The organism is Streptomyces sp. NPDC028289 (genome assembly GCF_055565975.1).
On the sequence record NZ_JBVHTI010000005.1, the window covers coordinates 282,731 to 298,687 of the forward strand.

At 67.9% G+C, this 15,957-nt stretch carries 16 protein-coding genes and 1 tRNA gene; 8 read left to right on the top strand and 9 right to left on the bottom strand.

From position 1 onward, the window contains the following. Positions 1-13: 13 nt before the first annotated feature. Entirely contained in the window at positions 14-910 is an 897-nt protein-coding gene (locus tag ACZ4UV_RS26070) for a rhomboid family intramembrane serine protease (RefSeq protein ID WP_451019247.1), read from the top strand. A gap of 280 nt (positions 911-1,190) precedes the next feature. Here the strand turns inward: ACZ4UV_RS26070 and crgA are convergent, their stop codons facing one another. Further along, a complete protein-coding gene (gene crgA / locus ACZ4UV_RS26075) occupies positions 1,191-1,445 on the bottom strand; it encodes a cell division protein CrgA (protein WP_046727637.1) in 255 nt (84 codons plus the stop codon). A 152-nt stretch (positions 1,446-1,597) separates the two neighbouring features. Here crgA and ACZ4UV_RS26080 point away from each other — a divergent pair, with 152 nt between their 5' ends. Genes ACZ4UV_RS26080 through ACZ4UV_RS26105 form a run of 6 tightly spaced genes read left to right on the top strand, consistent with a single transcriptional unit; the run spans position 1,598 to position 5,785 of the window. Then, on the top strand, positions 1,598-2,422 hold the full coding sequence (locus ACZ4UV_RS26080; RefSeq protein WP_451019248.1) for a DUF881 domain-containing protein: 825 nt from the start codon (positions 1,598-1,600) through the stop codon (positions 2,420-2,422). 27 nt (positions 2,423-2,449) lie between these two features. Then, positions 2,450-3,133: a class E sortase gene (locus ACZ4UV_RS26085; protein ID WP_451019249.1), complete on the top strand. Its 684-nt coding sequence runs from the start codon at positions 2,450-2,452 to the stop codon at positions 3,131-3,133. A gap of 52 nt (positions 3,134-3,185) precedes the next feature. Further along, on the top strand, positions 3,186-3,347 hold the full coding sequence (locus tag ACZ4UV_RS26090) for a hypothetical protein (protein WP_099930115.1): 162 nt from the start codon (positions 3,186-3,188) through the stop codon (positions 3,345-3,347). Further along, positions 3,344-3,982 carry an aminodeoxychorismate/anthranilate synthase component II gene (locus ACZ4UV_RS26095; protein WP_361285337.1) on the top strand — a complete coding sequence of 213 codons (639 nt, stop codon included), beginning with the start codon at positions 3,344-3,346 and terminating at the stop codon, positions 3,980-3,982. The genes ACZ4UV_RS26090 and ACZ4UV_RS26095 overlap by 4 nt, the downstream gene beginning before the upstream one ends. Next, positions 3,979-5,022: a class E sortase gene (locus ACZ4UV_RS26100; RefSeq protein WP_451019250.1), complete on the top strand. Its 1,044-nt coding sequence runs from the start codon at positions 3,979-3,981 to the stop codon at positions 5,020-5,022. Before ACZ4UV_RS26095 ends, ACZ4UV_RS26100 begins: the two co-directional genes overlap by 4 nt. A gap of 13 nt (positions 5,023-5,035) precedes the next feature. Further along, entirely contained in the window at positions 5,036-5,785 is a 750-nt protein-coding gene (locus ACZ4UV_RS26105) for a class E sortase (RefSeq protein ID WP_451019251.1), read from the top strand. Between the two features lie 96 nt (positions 5,786-5,881). Here ACZ4UV_RS26105 and ACZ4UV_RS26110 read toward each other — a convergent pair whose 3' ends face one another. From ACZ4UV_RS26110 to ACZ4UV_RS26145, 8 genes are all read right to left on the bottom strand, one after another. Next, entirely contained in the window at positions 5,882-6,667 is a 786-nt protein-coding gene (locus ACZ4UV_RS26110; RefSeq protein WP_467841038.1) for a restriction endonuclease, read from the bottom strand. 25 nt (positions 6,668-6,692) lie between these two features. Continuing rightward, positions 6,693-6,926 (bottom strand): hypothetical protein, encoded by a 234-nt coding sequence (locus tag ACZ4UV_RS26115; RefSeq protein ID WP_467841041.1) that lies wholly within the window; start codon positions 6,924-6,926, stop codon positions 6,693-6,695. 259 nt (positions 6,927-7,185) lie between these two features. Further along, positions 7,186-9,174 carry a Stk1 family PASTA domain-containing Ser/Thr kinase gene (gene pknB / locus ACZ4UV_RS26120; RefSeq protein WP_467841044.1) on the bottom strand — a complete coding sequence of 663 codons (1,989 nt, stop codon included), beginning with the start codon at positions 9,172-9,174 and terminating at the stop codon, positions 7,186-7,188. 169 nt (positions 9,175-9,343) lie between these two features. Beyond that, the gene (locus tag ACZ4UV_RS26125; RefSeq protein ID WP_467841047.1) at positions 9,344-10,828 is read right to left on the bottom strand and encodes a peptidoglycan D,D-transpeptidase FtsI family protein; all 1,485 of its coding nucleotides are present in this window, start codon (positions 10,826-10,828) and stop codon (positions 9,344-9,346) included. Next, on the bottom strand, positions 10,825-12,264 hold the full coding sequence (locus ACZ4UV_RS26130) for an FtsW/RodA/SpoVE family cell cycle protein (RefSeq protein WP_351498543.1): 1,440 nt from the start codon (positions 12,262-12,264) through the stop codon (positions 10,825-10,827). The genes ACZ4UV_RS26125 and ACZ4UV_RS26130 overlap by 4 nt, the downstream gene beginning before the upstream one ends. Before the next feature lie 27 nt (positions 12,265-12,291). Continuing rightward, on the bottom strand, positions 12,292-13,851 hold the full coding sequence (locus ACZ4UV_RS26135) for a Stp1/IreP family PP2C-type Ser/Thr phosphatase (RefSeq protein WP_351498592.1): 1,560 nt from the start codon (positions 13,849-13,851) through the stop codon (positions 12,292-12,294). A gap of 98 nt (positions 13,852-13,949) precedes the next feature. Further along, positions 13,950-14,474 (bottom strand): FHA domain-containing protein FhaB/FipA, encoded by a 525-nt coding sequence (locus ACZ4UV_RS26140; RefSeq protein WP_351498541.1) that lies wholly within the window; start codon positions 14,472-14,474, stop codon positions 13,950-13,952. Positions 14,475-14,484: 10 nt separating this feature from the next. Then, complete coding sequence (locus tag ACZ4UV_RS26145) at positions 14,485-15,354, bottom strand: FhaA domain-containing protein (RefSeq protein ID WP_451022469.1); 870 nt, start codon at positions 15,352-15,354, stop codon at positions 14,485-14,487. Positions 15,355-15,763: 409 nt separating this feature from the next. Here ACZ4UV_RS26145 and ACZ4UV_RS26150 point away from each other — a divergent pair. Then, positions 15,764-15,847: transfer RNA gene (locus ACZ4UV_RS26150), tRNA-Leu, on the top strand. Positions 15,848-15,957 lie beyond the last annotated feature (110 nt).

Sequence of the window (15,957 nt, forward strand, 5' to 3'; positions counted from 1 at the left end):
GCGAGGGGACCCCATGGAGGACCAGGCGGCAGGCAGCGCGCGCGACGCCCACAGCCTGCCCAAGTGCTACCGGCACCCGGACCGGGAGACCGGCGTGCGCTGCACCCGCTGCGAGCGCCCCATCTGCCCCGAGTGCATGGTCAGCGCCTCCGTGGGCTTCCAGTGCCCCGACTGCGTCCGCGGCACCACCGAAGGCCACAGCGGCCCACCCCCCGCCGCCTCCCGGCCCCGCACCCTCGCCGGCGGCACGATGACCGCCGACCCGCGACTGCTCACCAAGATCCTGATCGGCATCAACATCGCCGTCTTCCTGGTCCAGCTGTCTGTCGGAGACAGCTTCACCAACCGCTTCGACCTGATCGGCCAGGCCTGGTTCCCGCAGTATGGCGATGTCGAGGGCGTTGCCCAGGGCCAGTACTACCGGATGCTGACCGCGATGTTCCTGCATGGCAGCTACATCCACATCCTGTTCAACATGCTCAGCCTGTGGTGGATCGGTGGCCCGCTGGAGGCCGCGCTCGGCCGCGCCCGGTATCTCGCGCTCTACGTCGTCTCCGGCCTGGCCGGCAGCACCCTCACCTATCTGCTGGCCGACGCCAACCAGCCCTCGCTCGGCGCCTCCGGCGCGATCTTCGGCCTCTTCGGCGCCACCGCGGTGCTCATCCGCCGGCTCAACTACGACATGCGGCCGATCATCGCCCTGCTGGTGATCAACCTCATCTTCACGTTCAGCTGGGCCAACATCGCCTGGCAGGCCCACATCGGCGGCCTGGTCGCGGGTGTCATCACCGGCTACGCGATGGTGCACGCACCGCGTGAGCGGCGGAACCTGATCCAGTACGGCACATGCGCCCTGGTGCTGGTGGTGGCGGTCGCCCTGACCCTCGTCAGAACCGGTCAGCTCACCTGATCACGGCGGCTCACCGCACCGATACCGAACCGTTGTCCACAGTCGGTCGCGGATCTTGTGCACAACGTGCGCGCACAACTGTGCCCCCTGTCCCTCGCTTGCGTTACCGCAGGTCAGGCAGGGGGCGAGCAGTCAGACGAAGGGTGTTGTGGTAGTCGTACCGGCGTCAACGCTCGACGGGTTATCCACAGATCGTCGTCTTTTCCCCAGGAGGGTGTGGACAGCAGGTCAGGCCTGTGGATAACTCAGCGAACAGCCCTGGGCAGAGCTGTCGGCCGGGTCACTTCCACTGCGTGGAGACGCCGAAGCCGGCCGCGATGAAGCCGAAGCCCACGACGATGTTCCAGTTGTCGAGGCTGTCGATCGGCAGCGAACCGTCGGTCACGTAGAAGACGACGATCCAGGCCAGCCCGATGAGGAACATGGCCAGCATCACCGGCGCGACCCAGGCGCGACTGTTGAGCTTGATGGCGGTCGCCTGCTTCGCCGGGGGCGGCGTGTAGTCGGCCTTCTTGCGGATACGTGACTTCGGCACGAGGGTCTCTCCTGTCGATGCGCTGCGTGGCCGCGCAGGTAACTGGGTCGGGCTCGGGGCAGCGTACAAGGGGACAGTAAGGGCAGACTGAGCGCTCCCCCGGGCGTCCGTTAGCGTAGTGCTTCCGTGGCGCTGAAGGAGATAAGGGTACGTTGAGCAATTCTGCCGACTCCAACGCGACCGGATCAACGGGTTCCGGCCCGGCCGGCAAGGGCGGTTTCCGGCCCGGCCTCCGCCCGCGCCTCCGACCCGGCTTCCGTCCGGTGCGGATTCTCACCGTGGGCGTCTTCGCCCTGGCCGGTCTGCTCTTCTTCACCAGCTTCAACACGGCCAAGGGCACCGACATCCGCTCGGACGACAACCTGCTCAAGCTCTCCGACCTGATCCAGGAGCACAGCCGCAAGAACAAGGAGCTGGACGAGTCCAACGCGAGCACGCGCGACCAGAACGAGAAGCTCGCCAAGCGTGACGACGGCTCCACCGAGGCCCAGGACGACCAGCTCACCGGCCTGGAGAAGGACGCGGGCACCCAGAAGCTCACCGGCAAGGCCATCACCGTCACGCTCAACGACGCCCCGCCGAACGCCACCGCCAAGCTCCCGGGCTACCCCGAGCCGCAGCCCGACTACCTGGTCATCCACCAGCAGGACCTGCAGGCCGTGGTGAACGCCCTGTGGCAGGGCGGGGCCCAGGGCATCAAGGTCATGGACCAGCGGCTGATCTCCACCAGCGCCGTGCGCTGCGTCGGCAACACCCTGATTCTCCAGGGCCGGGTGTACTCACCGCCGTACAAGATCCAGGCGATCGGTGACCCGGCGAAGATGCAGAAGTCGCTCGCGGACTCCGAGGCGATCCAGAACTACATGGTGTACGTGAACGTGTACGGCCTCGGCTGGAAAGTGACCGAGGACGGGACGGTGACTCTTCCGGGCTACTCGGGCACAGTGGATCTGCACTACGCGAAGCCCGTGGAGTAAGCAGCTCGTCACTTTCTGGAGCCGCCGGTGCGCGTGATCGTCAGGACCGTCAGCGAGCTCTGCATCACCGTCGGCACGCTCATCGTGCTCTTCGTCGCGTACGTGCTGTTCTGGACCGGTGTGAAGGCCGACAGCGTGATGCACGACCAGATCGACCAGTTACAGCGGCAGTGGTCGGCGAAGGCCACGGTGCACCCCACGGCGAAGGCGACCGCCGCACCCGCGAAACCCGCCGCGTACCACTACGGCAAGGCCTTCGCGATCATGTACATCCCCCGGTTCGGTTTCACGTGGAACAAGCCGGTCCTGGAGGGCACCGGCACCGATGTGCTGAAGAAGGGCCTCGCCCACTACGCCCGGACCGCCCAGGTGGGCCAGGTGGGCAACTTCGCGGTCGCCGGCCATCGGCGCACCTACGGCGACCCGTTCCTCGACTTCCCGAAGCTGCGCGAGGGCGACGCGATCGTGCTGACGGACGGGACGACCTGGTTCACGTATCGGATCGACAAAGGCCCTTACAAAACAGTTCCGACGGACGTTGAAGTGATCGACCCTGTGCCACGTAAGTCGGGGTATACGCGTCCGGGCCGCTATCTCACGCTGACCACGTGCGATCCGGAATGGGGGCACAGCCATCGGCTGATCGTCTGGGCGCACTTGGACTCCACACAGCCTGTGGAGTCAGGCAGACCTCAGGCGCTGCGCCGTTAGTCTGGTGCAGTACGGCGGGATTCTGGTGCCGTGGTGGAACGGAAGGGACGGCATGTACGGCTGGATCTGGCGGCATCTGCCGGGCAACGCGTGGGTGAAGGCGCTGATCTCACTCCTGCTGGTCCTGGCCGTGGTCTACGTCCTCTTCCAGTACGTCTTCCCCTGGGCCGAACCGCTGCTGCCCTTCAACGATGTGACGGTGGACAACCAGTGAGCGCGCGGATTCTCGTCGTCGACAACTACGACAGCTTCGTCTTCAACCTGGTCCAGTACCTGTACCAGCTGGGCGCCGAGTGCGAGGTGCTGCGCAACGACGAGGTGTCGACCGCGCACGCCCAGGACGGTTTCGACGGGGTGCTGCTCTCGCCCGGTCCGGGTACGCCGGAGGAGGCGGGCGTCTGCGTGGACATGGTCCGGCACTGCGCCGCGACCGGTGTCCCGGTCTTCGGCGTCTGCCTCGGCATGCAGTCGATGCAGGTGGCGTACGGCGGTGTGGTGGACCGGGCGCCGGAGCTGCTGCACGGCAAGACCTCGTTGGTCGAGCACGGCGGCAAGGGCGTCTTCGCGGGCCTGCCGACGCCCTTCACTGCGACCCGGTACCACTCGCTGGCCGCGGAGCCGGCGACGGTCCCGGCCGAGCTGGAGGTGACCGCCCGCACCCACGACGGGATCATCATGGGCCTCAGGCACCGTGAACTCCCGGTGGAGGGCGTGCAGTTCCACCCCGAGTCGGTGCTGACCGAGCACGGGCACCGGATGCTGGCCAACTGGCTGGTGGAGTGCGGTGACCAGGGGGCCGTGGCGAGGTCGGTGGGGCTCGCCCCGGTGGTGGGCAGGGCCACGGCGTGACCGCGCTGCGCCCCGAGCGCGAGACCGGTGCCTCGTACGGGGAGCAGCCGTACGAGGGGTCAGGTGCGCTCGGGGAGACGGCGTTTCTCCCGCCCCTTCCGCCGATCGACGAGGAGACCGTCGCGCTGCGGATCCCAGATCCGCCGCCCATATCGGCTTCTGCGGGCACAGCAGTCCCTTCGGGCACCGGAACCCCAGGAGGCGGCCGAGCGGCCCGCAGAAAGGCCGCCAAGCGGCGTGGCGGGCGGCACGGCGGCGCACCGGAGACCGCGCTGCCGGAGAACACCGCGCCGGGCATCGCGCCGGGCGCCGCGCCGGGCCGGCCGCTCTCCCGGGTCGAGGCCCGTCGGCAGCAGCGGTTGCGCAAGCCCAGCCCGGCCGTCATGGCGAGCCGGGCGATAGGCGAGGTGTTCATCACCACCGGCGTGCTGATGCTGCTGTTCGTCACGTACCAGCTGTGGTGGACGAACGTCCGTGCCCACGCGGAGGCCGGCAAGGAGGCCAGCAGCCTCCAGCAGGACTGGGCGAGCGGCAAGCGTGCGCCGGGTGTCTTCGCGCCCGGGCAGGGCTTCGCCATCCTGCACATCCCCAAGCTGGACGTGGTGGCGCCGATCGCCGAGGGCGTCAGCAACAAGAAGGTCCTCGACAAGGGCATGGTCGGGCACTACGGCGAGGGCGCGCTGAAGACCGCGATGCCGCAGGACAAGACCGGCAACTTCGGTCTGGCCGCGCACCGCAACACGCACGGTGAGCCGTTCCGGTACATCAACAAGCTCGTGGCCGGTGACGCGGTCGTCGTCGAGACGCAGGACGAGTACTACGTGTACAAGGTGACGTCGATGCTGCCGGTGACCGCGCCGAGCAACGTGAGCGTGCTGGACCCGATCCCGAAGGGTTCGGGTTTCACCGCACCGGGCCGCTACATCACTCTCACCACCTGCACGCCGGAGTTCACGAGCAAGTACCGGTTGATCGTGTGGGGCAAGATGGTCGAGGAACGCCCGCGCAGCAAGGGCAAGCCAGACGCGCTCGTCGAGTAGGGGCAGAGGAACAGTGGCAGCGACCGCCGACGACACCGAAGAGCAGACCGACGCGCCGGACTCGGCGCCCCCCGCGGGCCGTCGGCCGACCGGCCGGATCGCCATGGCGGTCAGCGTCTTCGGCGAACTCCTCATCACGGCGGGCCTGGTGCTCGGCCTGTTCGTCGTCTACTCGCTGTGGTGGACGAACGTGATAGCGGACCGCAAGGCCGACCGGGCGGGTGACCGGGTCCGGGAGAGCTGGGCCCAGCCGGACACCGGTCCCGGCGCGCTGGACACGAAGAACGGCATCGGCTTCCTGCACGTGCCGTCGATGAAGAACGGCGAGGTCCTCGTCGAGAAGGGCACGTCGACGGACGTCCTGAACAACGGCGTGGCCGGCTACTACACCGACCCGGCCAAGGCCGCGCTCCCCACCACCGGCAAGACCGGCAACTTCACCCTCGCCGCCCACCGTGACGGCCACGGCGCCAAGTTCCACAACATCGACAAGGTGAAGGTCGGCGACCCGGTCGTCTTCGAGACCCGTGACAACTGGTACGTCTACAAGGTCTACGACATCCTCCCCGAGACCTCGAAGTACAACGTCAAGGTCCTCTCCCAGGTCCCCAAGGAGTCCGGCAAGACCAGGCCGGGCCACTACATCACCCTGACGACCTGCACGCCGGTGTACACGAGCCGGTATCGGTACGTGGTGTGGGGGGAGCTGGTGCGGGTGCAGAAGGTGGACAGCGAGCGGACTCCGCCGAAGGAACTGCGCTGACAGACCTCCTGGCAGGAGGTCTGTCGCCTAGCATGACGGAGGCCCGAAGCCGCAACTAGCTCTTGCGACTTCGGGCCCTTTCACGTCAGGCCGTACTTACTCCAGGATCGAGAGCGGCTCCCCGGCGCTCCACTCTTCCAGCGCCCCGCGGTGTACTGCGGTGATACCGGCCTCACCAGCGATACTCAGGGCTTCTGGAGTGAAGGGGCACGTTGCCACGTAGAGAGCCACGTCCGCGCCGTACAGAACCTTGGCGGCCCCGATGAACCTCTGGACCTCGGGGCTGGTGATGTTGAGGTAGGGCGCGAACCTCTTGCACTGGACGACGAAGCGCCGTCCGTCGGCTGTGAGTCCGATGATGTCGACGCCCCGGTCGCCATGACCGCCCTGCACGACGACGTTGGTGCAACCGTCGCGGATCAGCAGTTTGGCGATGTGGCGCTCGAAGGTACGGCCGTTCATGGCGTCCATCGCGGCCATGACTCCGACGGCGGGGCGGTCGTCCCGGATTCCTTCGAGCCGCTTCAGCCGTGTGTGGTGCTGGTGGAGCCGCCGCTCGATGCGCTGGACGCCGGTCCGTAGGGCGATCAGCTCCGCGCGGTGTTCCCCCGATGTTTCGATCAGGGCGTTGAACATCGGGACGACGGTCTTGCCGAGGATGTGGGTGATGCGTTGGTCGATGCGGTCGTCGAGGTCCCCGAGGTCTGTCGGGGCCGGGTTTTCCACAGGCTGTGTGCGGGCCAGGTACTCCATGTCCAGGAGATACACACGCACCTGACGTGCGACTTCGCTGTCGCGGAGGAGCATGGCGACGTTGAGGACGGCTCGGCGGGACCAGATGGCCAGGCCGGAGCGGGGCTGCGGGCCGCCATAGGAACTCAAGTTGAGTTCCTTAAATTCGCGCAGTTCAGGACCGCGGAGCACGCGAAGGCCGTTCGACTCGAGCTCCTGCCTGTGGCAGCCGAGCAGGGTTGTTGATCACTGTTTCGGCGACTCCGAAGTACGCCGCCACCATCGCCGTCGTCACATGCATTCCGTCCGGCAGCAGTGACAGCGCCTTCACCTTGTCGAGCACGTCGGTGCGGTCCAGCACGCTGTTGCGCAGGCTCTGCGATTCCAGCAGCGCCGATTCGTTGATCACGCTCTGCCCTTTCGTTCGTGGTGTGGCCGTACGGCCAGGGCAGAGCTGCGAGTCCCCACCCGATCTGATCAACGACTTGTCGAAGGGGAAGGCACGATCGGTACACGATCAGATGTTCAGGGGTGGTGTGTCTCCTGCGCGGGTGGATGAAAGCACTCGGCCCCGCCGAGCCGAAGCTCGGCGGGGCCGAGAAGTGCCTGCCGTGGGCTGACCAGGAGCGTCCGCCCTGGCAGGCTCTTTCGTCGCTGTGCGTGGAACGTCAGCCGAAGGTACCGCCGAAGAAGTTGGTACCGCCGTTGTTGTTCCCGCCGTTGTTGCCGGTGCTCACCGTGGTCAGGGTGATCTGCGTGCTGCCGGGATCATTGACGCCGGTGTTGGCCTGCGGGTCCTGGTTGGTGACGAGGGCGTTGTCGCTGGAGTCGCCGTTGAACTGGATGTTGGAGAAGCCGGCCGCCTGCAGGGTCTGCTTGGCCTGCTTCACGGTCTGGCCCAGGACGCTCGGCACGGCCGTCTGCTGCTGGGCCTTGCCGATCTGGATGTTCACCGTGGAGTTCTTGTCGACCTGCGTGTTGGCCGCCGGGTCGGTCGAGACGACCTTGCCGACCAGGTTGGGGTCGGCGGTGTCGACCTCGGTGCAGTTGCCGGTGAGGTTGTTCGCCTGCATCTGCGCCTTGGCCTCGTCACAGGTCTTGCCGCTGACGTCGGGGACCGTGGACTTCTCCTGGGCCTTGGCGATGGTGAGGGTGATCGTGGAGCCCTTCTGGACTTCCGCGCCGAGGGCCGGATCCTGGTCCAGGACGGTGCCCGGGTCCTCACCCGACGTCTGCTGCTTCGTCTTGACGACGAACTTGTACTTGTCGCCCTCGAGCGTCGTCCTGGCGTCGTCGATGTTCTGGCCGACGACGCTGGGTACGACCACCTTCGGCGCGCCCGTCGAGACCACCAGGTTGATCGTGTCGCCCTTGTTGACGTCCGAACCGGCCGTCGGGTCCTGGGAGCAGACGCTGCCCTTGGGCGCGTTGTTGCAGGTCTTGCGTGTCGGCGTGCCCAGCTTCAGGCCGGAGTTGTCGGCCATCTTCTGTGCGTCCGCGTAGGTCTGGCCGACGAAGTTCGGGGCGGCGAAGGGTTTGTCCGACCCGCCCCCGCTGACCACCCATTTCCCGATCAGGATCGAGCCGACCAGCACCAGGATGCCGGCGACCACGAGCAGGATCGTGGACGTGTTGTTCTTCTTTTTCTGCTGGCGGCGGCGGTCCGGGCGTTCGTCGTAGCCGTAGCCGCCGTCGTCCGGGTTCATCGGGGGGAGCATGGTGGTGGCGCCGGCGTCGGAGCGCAGGGCCGTGGTCGGCATGTCGTCCGGGTAGCCGCCGTAGCCGACGGAGCCCATGGCCGCGGTGGCCGCGACCGGCTGGCCGTCCAGGCACGCCTCGATGTCGGCGCGCATCTCGTCGGCCGACTGGTACCGGTAGTTCGGGTCCTTGACCAGGGCCCGCAGGACGATCGCGTCCATCTCCGGGGTGATCTCGGGGTCGAAGACCGACGGGGGCTGGGGTTCCTCACGGACGTGCTGGTAGGCGACCGCGACCGGGCTGTCGCCCACGAAGGGCGGCCGTACCGTCAGCAGCTCGTAGAGGAGGCAACCCGTCGAGTAGAGGTCCGAGCGGGCGTCGACCTGCTCGCCCTTCGCCTGCTCCGGGGAGAGGTACTGGGCGGTGCCGATGACGGCCGCCGTCTGGGTCATGGTCATGCCGGCGTCGCCCATGGCGCGGGCGATGCCGAAGTCCATGACCTTGACCTGGCCATTGCGCGTCAGCATGACGTTCGCCGGCTTGATGTCACGGTGGACGATGCCGCTGCGGTGCGCGTACTCCAGGCCCTGGAGGATGCCGATGGTCATCTCCATCGCGCGCTCGGGCAGCAGCTTGCGGCCGGAGTGCAGCAGCTCACGCAGCGTCGAGCCGTCCACGTACTCCATGACGATGTACGGGATCGAGACCCCGTCGATGTAGTCCTCGCCCGTGTCGTAGACCGCGACGATCGCGGGATGGTTGAGCGAGGCGGCCGACTGGGCCTCCCGGCGGAACCGGGCCTGGAAGGACGGGTCGCGCGCGAGGTCCGCGCGCAGCGTCTTCACCGCCACCGTGCGGCCGAGCCGCGTGTCATGGGCGAGGTAGACCTCCGCCATGCCACCACGGCCGAGCACGTGGCCCAGCTCGTACCGGCCGCCGAGGCGACGCGGCTCTTCCATAGTTCCCTACCAGCCCTCTCCGTCGGTCCCGACCGGCACGGGTGTGCGGTCGGAGGCTGCCGTCCGGGCCTACCGTACCCGGCTGTGTTTGTGTGACCTGGCCAAGCCCGTAACCCGATACAGGACCGGTATGTCAACGTGCACCGATGTGAAGGGGACGTGAGCGGGGTCACTTCTTGGAGTTGATGACCGCCTCCATCACGCTCTTCGCGATCGGGGCCGCGAGGCCGCCGCCGGAGATGTCGTCACGGTTGGCCTGGTCGTCCTCGATCACCACGGCGACCGCGACCGGCTTGCTGCCGTCGGGGAGCTTGGCGTACGAGATGAACCAGGCGTAGGGATTCTCGCTGTTCTCCACGCCGTGCTGGGCGGTACCGGTCTTGCCGCCTACGGTGATGCCGTTGATCTGCGCGTTCTTGCCGGTGCCGTCCTTGACGACCGTCTCCATCATGGACTGCAGGACCTGGGCGTTCGAGGAGCTCAGCGGCTGGCTCATCTCCTCGGGGTCGGTCTGGGAGATGGTGTCCAGGTTCGACGACTGCAGCTTGTCGATCATGTAAGGCTTCATCAGCTTGCCGTCGTTGGCGACCGCGGAGGCGACCATGGCCATCTGGAGCGGGGTCGCGGCGGTGTTGTACTGGCCGATCGAGGACAGCGCGGTCTGCGACTGGTTCATGTTGTCGGAGAAGACCGAGGCGCTGGAGCGGACCGGGGTGAACTGCTCGGAGTCGAATCCGAACTTCTTCGCCTCGGCGAGCATCTTGTCGTTGCCGAGGTCGGCGCCGATCTTGCCGAAGACGGTGTTGCAGGAGTAGCGCAGCGCGATCCGCATGGTCGCGTTCTTGCAGGGGATGCTGCCCTCGTTCTTCAGCTCGGTGGTGGTGCCGGGCATGACGTAGGGCAGCGGTGAGTTCGTGGCCTGGTCGGCGGAGGTGTACAGCCCGTTCTGGAGCGCGGCCGCGGCGGTGACCACCTTGAAGGTGGAGCCCGGCGGGTAGGTCTCGCGCAGCGCCCGGTTCAGCATCGGGTCGTTCGGGTTGTATTTCTTCTGCAGCTTCTTCCAGGCCTCGGCGTCGGTGTCCGAGGTGCCGGCGAAGGCGGAGGGGTCGTACGACGGGTAGGAGGCCAGCGCCAGGATCTTGCCCGTGGAGGGCTCCAGGGCCACGACCGCGCCCTTGCCGCCCTGTGCCTTCAGACCGTTGTACGCGGCCTTCTGCGCGGCCGCGCTGAGGGTGGTGACGACGTTGCCGCCCTGCTTCTGCTTGCCCGTGATCATGTCGAGGGTGTTGCGGAAGAAGAGCCGGTCGTCGTTGCCGGTGAGGATGCCGTCCTCGAGGCTCTCCAGCTGGTTGGCGCCGAAGGCCTGGGAGGCGTAGCCGGTGACCGGCGACCACATGGGGCCGTTCTTGTACGTGCGCTTGTACTTCAGGTCGTTGAGGCCGGAGGAGCCGGACGCCGTGGACCCGGTGATCGGGTTGCCGTCGACGATGATGTCGCCGCGCGGGGTGGAGTAGCGGGCGATGGTGACGCGGCGGTTGGACGGGTCCTCGCGGAGGGTGTCGGCCTTGACGTACTGGAGCCAGTTGTCGCGCAGCAGCAGGGTGAGGACCAGGAGGCCGCAGAAGATCGCGATCCGGCGCAGGGGCTTGTTCATGAGGGGCGGACCACCTGGGTCATCTCGGCGTCGGGGTTGGCGGCGGGGGCCGGGGCCGGGCGGCGGGCGGTGTCGCTGATGCGGATCAGCACGCCGATGAGGGCCCAGTTGGCGATCACGGAGGAACCGCCGTACGCGAGGAACGGCATCGTCATACCGGTCAGCGGGATGAGGCCCATCACGCCGCCGGCGACGACGAAGACCTGGAGGGCGAAGGCGCCGGAGAGGCCGACGGCGAGCAGCTTGCCGAACGGGTCGCGGGCGGCGAGCGAGGTGCGCACACCGCGCTCCACGATCAGGCCGTAGATGAGCAGGATCGCCATGATGCCGGCGAGGCCCAGCTCCTCGCCGAAGGTGGCGAGGATGAAGTCGGAGTTGGCGGCGAACCGGATCAGGTCGGAGTGGCCCTGGCCGAGGCCGGTGCCGAGGGTGCCGCCGGAGCCGAACGCCCACAGGGCCTGCATCGCCTGCTCGGAGTGGCCGGCGACGCCCTGCCGGGAGAGCGTGTACTCCTTCATCGGGTCGAGCCAGGCCTGGACACGCTGCTGGACGTGCGGTTCGAAGCTGGCCACGCCGACCGCGCCGGCCGCCGACATCAGCAGACCGAAGACGATCCAGCTGGTCCGCTCGGTGGCGACGTACAGCATGATGATGAACATTCCGAAGAACAGCAGCGAGGTACCGAGGTCGGTCTCGAACACCAGGATGAGGATCGAGATGAACCAGACGACCAGGATCGGTCCCAGGTCGCGGCCGCGCGGCAGGTACAGCCCCATGAAGCGGCGGCTGGCGAGCGCGAGGGCGTCCCGCTTGACCATCAGGTAGCCGGCGAAGAACACCGCGAGGACGATCTTCGCGAACTCACCGGGCTGGATGGTGAAGCCGCCGATGGAGATCCAGATCTTGGCGCCGTAGACGTTCAGGCCGAGGCCGGGGACCAGCGGGAGCAGGAGCAGGAAGAGCGCGGCCACCATGGAGATGTAGGTATAGCGCTGGAGTGCTCTGTGGTCCTTGAGGAAGATCAGGACGACGATGAACAGCGCGATGCCCATCGCGGTGTACAGCAGCTGGTTGGTGGCCTTGCCGCCCGAGACGTGGATCGACTGGAGCAGCTTGGACTGGTCGAGTCTCCAGATGACGACCAGGCCGAGGCCGTTGAGCAGGGTGGCCAGCGGCAGCAGCAGCGGGTCCGCGTAGGGGGCGAACTTGCGGACGACGAGGTGCGCGACGGCGGCGAGGAGGCCGAGGCCGAGGCCGTAGCTCAGCAGTCCGGCGGGGACCTTGTCGTTGATGGCCAGGCCCACGTTGGCGTAGGCGAACACCGGGATGGCGACGGCGAACACCAGGAGCGCGAGCTCGGTGTTGCGCCGGCTCGGCGTGCCGATGGAGCCGATCGTGGACGTGTGGTTCGTCGACGTGTTGGTAGTACTGCTCATCGTGTGACAGGGCCTCTCACGGCTTGCCTACTGCTTACCGCACAGCGAGACGACCTTCTGCTCATCCTCCGAGAGGGTGGGGCCGGGGCTGGGGGTCGCTGAGGGGGACGGGGACGGTGACGCCGTGGAGGACGCCGAGTTCGAAGGGCTTGGCGAGGCCTTGGACGTGAGAGAGGTCTTGGTGGTTCCCGTGGTGCCGCCGGCCTCGCCCTGGCCGGTCTTGGAGTTGGTCTTGGACTCGGCGGCGGTGCGCTCCGACTCCTTCTTGCAGGCGGAGGCCTGCACGGCCAGCTCCTGCACCTTCGACCGGGCGTCCTGGAGACCGCCCTCGGCGATGGTCGCCTTGACCTGCTTCTGCTGGTACGGCGGCAGGTACTTGAGTTCGATCTCGGGGTGGTCCGTCTCCACCTTCGACAGTGACACCCAGGCCAGGTCCTGGCTGATGCCCTGGTACAGCGCGACGTGCTCGCCGTTGGCGCCGACGTAGTACTGCGTCTGCGTCCAGCGGTAGCCGCCGTACAGGCCCCCGCCGATCACGGCGAGGGCGAGCACGCTGTAGAAGGATCTCTTCAGCCACTTGCGGCCCCTGCGGGGCTTGACGAAGTCGTCGTCGGTGTAGTCGCCGAAGCTGTCGGTGGGGACGTAGCCGGTGGTGTCGCCGGAGCCGGGCGGGCCGAACTCTCCGCCGCCGCCGTGGCCCTGCCGGCCGAGGTTGGCGGCGCGGCCGGCCGGGGTCTGCATATAGCCGTTGTCGTGCAGGTGGTGCTGGTTCTCGGCGACCGCTCCGACCACGACCGGGGTGTCGGAGAGCTGGCCCGCGAGGGTGTCGCCGGTGTCCAGGTCGAGGACGTCCGCGATGATCACCGTGATGTTGTCGGGGCCGCCGCCGCGCAGCGCGAGCTGGATCAGCTCCTGCACGGTCTCCTGCGGTCCCTGGTAGCTGGCGAGGGTCTCCTCCAGGGTCTGGTGGGAGACGACCCCGGAGAGCCCGTCGGAGCAGATGAGATACCGGTCACCCGCGCGCACCTCGCGGATCGACAGGTCCGGCTCGACGTGGTCGCCGCTGCCGAGCGCGCGCATCAGCAGCGAGCGCTGCGGGTGGGTGGTGGCCTCTTCCTCGGTGATCCGGCCCTCGTCGACGAGCCGCTGGACCCAGGTGTGGTCCTGGGTGATCTGCGTGAGCACGCCGTCACGGAGCAGGTACGCGCGGGAGTCGCCGACGTGCACGAGGCCGAGCCGCTGGCCGGTCCACAGCAGGGCGGTGAGGGTGGTCCCCATGCCTTCGAGCTGGGGGTCCTCCTCCACCATGGCGCGCAGCTGGTCGTTGGCGCGCTGCACGGCGTGGCCGAGGGAGGTGAGGATGTCGGAGCCGGGCACGTCGTCGTCGAGCGTGACCAGGGTGGAGATCACCTCGGAGGAGGCGACCTCGCCCGCGGCCTGGCCGCCCATGCCGTCGGCGATGGCGAGCAGGCGGGGACCGGCGTAACCGGAGTCCTCGTTGCCCTCGCGGATCATGCCTTTGTGCGATCCGGCGGCGAAGCGCAGTGACAGACTCATGCGCACCTCGCCTGTCGGCTCCGGGTACATCCGCACGGTGCCCACCCTCCGGTCGGGAGCGCGCCGGGGACCGGCGTCCGGTCCGCCGCTGCGTGCTCGCTCCGCTCGCGCCTATCCATGATGTAGCACTACTTCCGCAGCTCGATGACGGTTTTGCCGATGCGGATCGGTGCGCCCAGCGGGACCGGCGTGGGAGTCGTCAGCCGGGACCGGTCCAGGTAGGTGCCGTTGGTCGAGCCGAGGTCCTCGACGATCCACTGGCCGTCGCGGTCCGGGTAGATCCTGGCATGGCGGCTGGAGGCGTAGTCGTCGTCCAGCACGATCGTCGAGTCGTGGGCGCGGCCGAGGGTGATGGTCTGTCCCTGGAGCGCGACCGTCGTACCGGTGAGGGTGCCCTCGGAGACGACCAGCTTGGTGGGGGCGTTACGGCGTCCGCGGCCGCCGGCCGCGGGCTGCTGGCCGCGCTGCTGCGGGGGCGCGGCCTGCTGCCGGGCGGCGGGCTGCTGCCGGCGTCCTTCTTCCCTACGCGATCCGCGCTGGGTGACGCGCGTACCGAACAGGTCGCTGCGGATGACCTGCACGGCCACGATCACGAACAGCCACAGTACGGCCAGGAAACCCAGCCGCATGACCGTGAGGGTCAGCTCTGACATTGCCCCCGCTTCACCCTTCGGCTTGCCGGTAAATGATGGTGGTGCTGCCCACGACGATCCGCGAGCCGTCGCGGAGCGTAGCGCGGGTGGTGTGCTGCCCGTCCACCACGATGCCGTTGGTGGACCCGAGATCCTGGATCGTCGAGGGCGAACCGGTCCGGATCTCGCAGTGCCGACGGGAGACGCCGGGGTCGTCGATCCGCACGTCGGCCTCGGTGCTGCGGCCCAGCACGAGCGTCGGGCGGGAGATCTGATGGCGGGTGCCGTTGATCTCGATCCAGTAGCGGGTGCGGGCGCCGGGCGCCTGGGCGCCGACGGGACCCGAGGGCGGCCGCTGGGCGGCCGGCTGGGTCGGCTGCGGGTAGCCGTAGCCGCCGGGGCGGGAGCCGGGCGGCGGGGCGCTCGGCATCGGCGGGGCGGCGGCGCTCTGCTGCGGGTAGCCGTAGCCGCCCGGACGCTGCGGGGCACCGCCCGCGGGGGCGCGCTCGGGGGCCTGCTGGTTGCTGGAGGAGGCGAGCGTACGGCTGCGCACCCGGTACAGGCCGGTGTCGAGGTCGTCGGCCTTCTCCAGGTTGACCTTGATCGGCCCCATGAAGGTGTAACGCTGCTGCTTGGCGTAGTCGCGGACCATCCCGGCGAGCTCGTCGCCGAGCTGCCCGGAGTAGGGGCTGAGCCGCTCGAAGTCGGGCGCGCTCAGCTCCACGATGAAGTCATTGGGTACGACGGTCCGGTCGCGGTTCCAGATGGTCGCGTTGTTGTCGCACTCGCGCTGCAGCGCGCCGGCGATCTCCACGGGCTGGACCTCGGACTTGAACACCTTCGCGAAGGTGCCGTTGACCAGACCTTCGAGACGCTGCTCGAACTTCTTCAGGACTCCCACAGGGCACCTCCTCTGTCGCCTTGCCCGTACTGCCTGCCGTTGCCGTTACCGCTCACTGATCGTATCTACGCGCCCGGCAATCAGCCGGTTCCCCGAGCGGCCCCCCTTCGAACCGATCGGCTCGCTTCTCCTGTCAAGGATCGGCGCTACTTCTTCCCAGGATCGTAGAGGTGGCCCACGACCAGTGTCCCGCACCTGACTGTGGACCCGATCCGTCTCCTGGACAGATGGGCTCGACCGGTACGAGGTTGATACGTGACCGCGGACTGCTCGGTACGTGATCACCAGGTGAGCGCTGCCCCGGGACAAGGGATGTGAACCCACCCTGTCCCACGTGCTAGTGTTCTCGATGTCGGAAGGGGCCAGCCCGAAGGAAACAACGGGTCTGAAGCCGGAAGACACACCCAATGCGCGGGTGGCGGAATAGGCAGACGCGCTGGATTCAGGTTCCAGTGCCCGCAAGGGCGTGGGGGTTCAACTCCCCCCTCGCGCACAAGAAGCAAGAGATACCGATGAAACGGGTCTCCACCAGTGACGGAAGTCACGGTTGGGGCCCGTTTCTCGTTGCCGGCGGCGGTGTGCGGCTGTGAGGCATCGCACGGC